The organism is Yoonia sp., from assembly GCF_036770585.1.
Classification (GTDB): domain Bacteria; phylum Pseudomonadota; class Alphaproteobacteria; order Rhodobacterales; family Rhodobacteraceae; genus Yoonia.
This window is the reverse complement of record NZ_DAIPIW010000098.1, coordinates 1-4674: the sequence shown is the minus strand read 5'-3', so window position 1 is coordinate 4674 and position 4674 is coordinate 1. Positions and strand designations below refer to the sequence as shown.

Sequence of the window (4674 nt, the reverse complement as noted above, 5' to 3'; positions counted from 1 at the left end):
GGCAAGATCAAGGCGCGCGGGGCCCGGGTGATCGGTGTGAACCCGATCCGCACCGGCTATAACGCGGTCGCCGACGACTGGGTCGGCATCACGCCGGGCACGGACGGGCTTTTCATCCTGTCGCTGATCCATTGCCTGATGAAGGCAGGCCGCGTCGATCTGGACTATCTGGCGCGCTTCACCAATGCCTCGGTGCTGATCAACGAAGACCCCAAGTCGGACCAATACGGCCTGTTTCTGCGCGACGAGACCGGACAGCCGCAGGTCATCGACCGGCGCACCGGCGAGCTTGCCCCTTGGAACGGTCAGGGCGTCGAACCGGATCTTGCGGCGACCTATCGCTACAAAGGCGTCACCCATCGGCCCGTCTTCCACCTGATGGCGGACCGCTATCTGTCGGATGATTACGCCCCCGAAAAGGTCGCCGCCACCTGTGGCCTGACCCCCGAACGTATCCGCGCGATAGCCGCCGACCTCGCGCGCACCGCCTTCGACGAGGCGATCTCGCTGGACCGCCCATGGACCGACTTCCGCGGCAAAAAGCACGCGCAGATGATCGGCCGCCCCGTGTCCTTCCACGCCATGCGCGGGATTTCGGCCCATTCCAACGGCTTCCAGACCTGCCGCGCGCTGCATGTGCTGCAAATCATCCTCGGCGCCGTGGAAACGCCGGGGGGGATGCGCTTCAAGCCGCCCTACCCCAAGCCCGCAACCGCCCACCCCAAGCCGCACGGCAAAGTGACGCCGGGTGCGGCATTGGACGGCCCGCACCTTGGCTATACCCATGGCCCCGAGGACCTGCTGCTCGATGACGACGGCAACCCCAAACGCATCGACAAGGCCTATTCATGGGAAAACCCGATGTCGGCGCATGGGCTGATGCATATGGTGATCTCGAACGCCCATGCAGGCGATCCCTACAAGATCGACACGCTGTTCATGTATATGGCGAACATGTCGTGGAATTCATCCATGAACACGGGCGGCGTCATGCAGATGCTGACCGACAAGGACGAAAGCGGCGACTACGTGATCCCGCGCATCATCTACTCGGACGCCTATGCCTCGGAGATGGTGGCCTACGCCGACCTGATCCTGCCCGATACCACCTATCTGGAACGGCACGATTGCATCAGCCTGCTCGACCGCCCGATCTGCGAGGCGGATGGCGTGGCCGACGCGATCCGCTGGCCGGTCGTGGACCCCGACCGCGAGGTGCGCGGCTTCCAGTCGGTGCTCTGCGATCTGGGCGCGCGCCTTGGCCTGCCCGGTTTCGTGAACGAGGACGGCAGCCAGAAGTATCAGGACTACGCCGACTATATCACCAACCACATCCGCAGGCCCGGCGTCGGCCCGCTGGCAGGCTTCCGCAACGCCGATGGATCAGGCAAGGGGCGCGGCGATCCGAACCCCGACCAGTTGCAGGCCTATATCGCCAACGGCGGCTTCTGGATCGAACACGTCCCCGAAGCTGCGGCCTACTACAAACCCTTCAACACCGCCTATCAGGACTGGGCGGTGGACATGGGTTTTTACGATGCCGTGCAACCCTACATCTTCCAGCTCTACGTCGAACCCCTGCGCAAGTTCCAGCTCGCCGCCGAGGGCATCGGCCAGCGCCAGCCCCCCGCACACCTGCGCGAGCGGATCAAGGCCACGATGGACCCGCTGCCGATCTGGTATCTGCCCTTCGAGGACGGCCATGTCGATCCCGTGGAATACCCCGTCCACGCCCTGACCCAGCGCCCGATGGCGATGTATCATTCATGGGGCACCCAGAACGCCTGGCTGCGCCAGATCCACGGGCACAACCCGCTCTATGTGCCGACCAAGATCTGGGAGGCACAGGGCTTTCAGGACGGCGACTGGGCCAAGGTCACATCCGCACATGGGTTCATTGTGGTGCCTGTCGCGCATCAGGCCTCGCTGAACGAAAACACCGTCTGGACATGGAACGCCATCGGCAAGCGCAAGGGCGCATGGGCGCTGGATGAAGACGCGACCGAGGCCACCAAGGGCTTCCTTCTCAACCACCTGATCCATGAACTCCTGCCGCCCAAGGGCGACGGTCTGCGCTGGGCGAATTCCGACCCGATCACCGGACAGGCCGCCTGGTTCGACCTGCGGGTGAAGATCGAGAAATCCCCCGTCCCGAACGAGGCGCAGCCGGTTCTGCCACCGATCAAGTCACCTGTCGGCAAGGGCGCCAGGGACCTTGCATGGAAGGTCGGACAATGAGCAACCGCCGGGTCCTCCTACTGATCGCCGCCTTCGTCGCCATCACCTTCGGCAGTTTCATCTGGTATATCGCCACATGGAACGCAGAGGACCGCCTGGGCCTTGCCAGCCCGGCCCCCGGCCTCGCTTTGCGCAAAATACTCCCGCCGGAGGCTCCGGCGCCACAAGTCAGAGCCACCCTATGACGCAACTTCCCTCGCCCTCCGCCAAGAAACTCGGCCTTGTGATCGATCTGGACACCTGCGTCGGCTGTCACGCCTGCGTGGTCTCCTGCAAGGGCTGGAACACGGAAAACTACGGCGCGCCCCTGTCCGATCAGGACGCCTATGGCGCCAACCCCTCGGGCACGTTCCTGAACCGCGTCCACTCCTACGAGGTGCAGCCCCAGACCGGCACCGCCCAGCTGATCCACTTCCCCAAATCCTGCCTGCATTGCGAAGACGCGCCCTGCGTCACCGTCTGCCCGACAGGGGCCAGCTACAAGCGGGCCGAGGACGGGATCGTGCTGGTCAACGAAAGCGACTGCATCGGCTGCGGCCTTTGCGCATGGGCCTGCCCTTACGGCGCGCGCGAACTCGATGCCAAGGAGGGGGTGATGAAGAAATGCACCCTCTGCGTCGACCGCATCTATAACCAGAACCTGCCCGAGGAAGACCGTCAGCCCGCCTGCGTGCGCACCTGTCCTGCGGGGGCGCGCCACTTCGGCGACCTCGGCGACCCCGAAAGCGCGGTCAGCCAATTGGTGGCGGAACGCGGCGGCTTCGACCTGATGCCCGAACAGGGCACCAAACCGGTCAACAAATACCTGCCGCCACGACCCAAGGACGAGATGCCGGAATTCGACATCCTCGCCCCCTACCTCGAACCCGTCGCGAGTGACGGCAAGGGGTTCGTGGGCTGGCTCGACAAGGCGCTTTCCGCCCTGCCGGGAGGGGCGAAGTAATGCATCCCGCACCTTCCGTCATCATCTTCAACACCTTCTCGGGCCTGGGCTTCGGCCTGCTGTTCTGGCTCGGCCTCGGTGTCATCGTGCCCACTGGCATCAGCGCCTTCATCTGGTTCACCATCGCCTATCTCTTCGCCGTGGGCGGTCTGATCTCGTCCACCTTCCACCTCGGGCACCCCGAACGGGCGATCAAGGCCTTCAGCCAGTGGCGCACAAGCTGGCTGTCGCGCGAAGGCGTCTGTGCCGTCTTTGCCCTGATCGTGATGGCGCTTTACGGGGCGGCGCTGGTGTTCCTGCAAACCCGCCTTGCACCACTCGGGATCATCGGTGGCCTTGCGGCGCTTGGCGTGGTCTTCACCACGGCGATGATCTACGCGCAGATGAAAACCGTGCCGCGCTGGCGGCATTGGACGACGCCTGCGATGTATCTGCTGCTCTCGATCGGCGGCGGCGCGCTTTTGTCAGGGCAAGTGACCATCGCGATCGGCCTCTTGCTGATCGGGGCGGCCCTGCAAATCCTCGCCTGGGTCAGCGGTGACGGGCGCTTCAAGGCCTCTGCCACCTCGCTCGAAAGCGCCACGGGCCTTGGCCATATCGGCAAGGTCCGCGCCTTCGAGCCGCCGCACACTGGCACCAACTACCTGATGCGCGAGTTCATCCATCAGGTCGGGCGCAAGCACAGCCGCAACCTGCGGATCATCACCATCGCGCTGGCCTTCGCCCTGCCCGTGATCCTGCTGCTGCTTCCCTTCACCCATTGGCTGGCCGCACTGGCCGTGCTCAGCCACATCGCGGGCGTCCTTACCCTGCGCTGGCTCTTCTTTGCCGAGGCCGAACACGTCGTCGGCCTCTACTATGGCAAACGCTGATCGTCATTATTGGCCCGAAAATATCCTGGGGTGAGCCCCGGACCTGATCCGGGGCGAGGGGCAAAGCCCCTGCACCCTACCCCCGGATACGCGCCTCGGTCGCGGCATCGAACAGGAACACCCGCGTCGGGTCGATCTGCAAACCGACCTTGTCGCCTTCGGCACTGCGGGTATCGCCGCGTTCCTCGACGATCACCCGCTCGCCCGTCGCCGAGGTCAGATAGGCATATGACACGCCGCCAAGGCTTTCGGTCAGTTCGACCCTGTGGGTGTCGCCCGCAACCAGCGCAAGATGCTCGGGCCGCGCGCCCACGCTGACGGCACGACCATCCGACTCAGCCCCCGGCACACCCTCGATCCGACCACCAAGACCCGCAGCTTCGACACCGCCGCCCGATATCGTGCCGGCCACGAAGTTCATCGCGGGCGAGCCGATGAAACCCGCCACGAACTTGTTGTCGGGATCACGGTAAAGGTCCATCGGCGCGCCGACCTGTTCGATATTGCCCAGCCGCAGCACGACGATCTTGTCGGCCAGCGTCATCGCCTCGACCTGATCGTGGGTCACGTAGATCATCGTCGCGCCGATTTCCTTGTGCAGGCGCGCGATCTCGACCCGCA

General features: G+C 64.6%; 4 protein-coding genes. 3 read left to right on the top strand and 1 reads right to left on the bottom strand.

The window, feature by feature from the left end; all coding sequences use genetic code 11:
* The 3 genes from V7N12_RS12960 to V7N12_RS12950 form a co-directional block, all read left to right on the top strand.
* Window positions 1–2238, top strand: a 2238-nt coding sequence (locus V7N12_RS12960; RefSeq protein ID WP_333715042.1) for a molybdopterin oxidoreductase family protein, incomplete at its 5' end; no start/stop codon positions are given.
* Between the two features lie 181 nt (window positions 2239–2419).
* The gene (locus V7N12_RS12955) at window positions 2420–3181 is read left to right on the top strand and encodes a 4Fe-4S dicluster domain-containing protein (protein WP_333715041.1); all 762 of its coding nucleotides are present in this window, start codon (window positions 2420–2422) and stop codon (window positions 3179–3181) included.
* Window positions 3181–4053 (top strand): dimethyl sulfoxide reductase anchor subunit family protein, encoded by an 873-nt coding sequence (locus V7N12_RS12950; RefSeq protein ID WP_333715040.1) that lies wholly within the window; start codon window positions 3181–3183, stop codon window positions 4051–4053. Before V7N12_RS12955 ends, V7N12_RS12950 begins: the two co-directional genes overlap by 1 nt.
* Window positions 4054–4129: 76 nt before the next feature.
* Here the strand turns inward: V7N12_RS12950 and V7N12_RS12945 are convergent.
* On the bottom strand, window positions 4130–4674 hold a 545-nt coding region (locus V7N12_RS12945), incomplete at its 5' end, for an ABC transporter ATP-binding protein (RefSeq protein WP_333715039.1).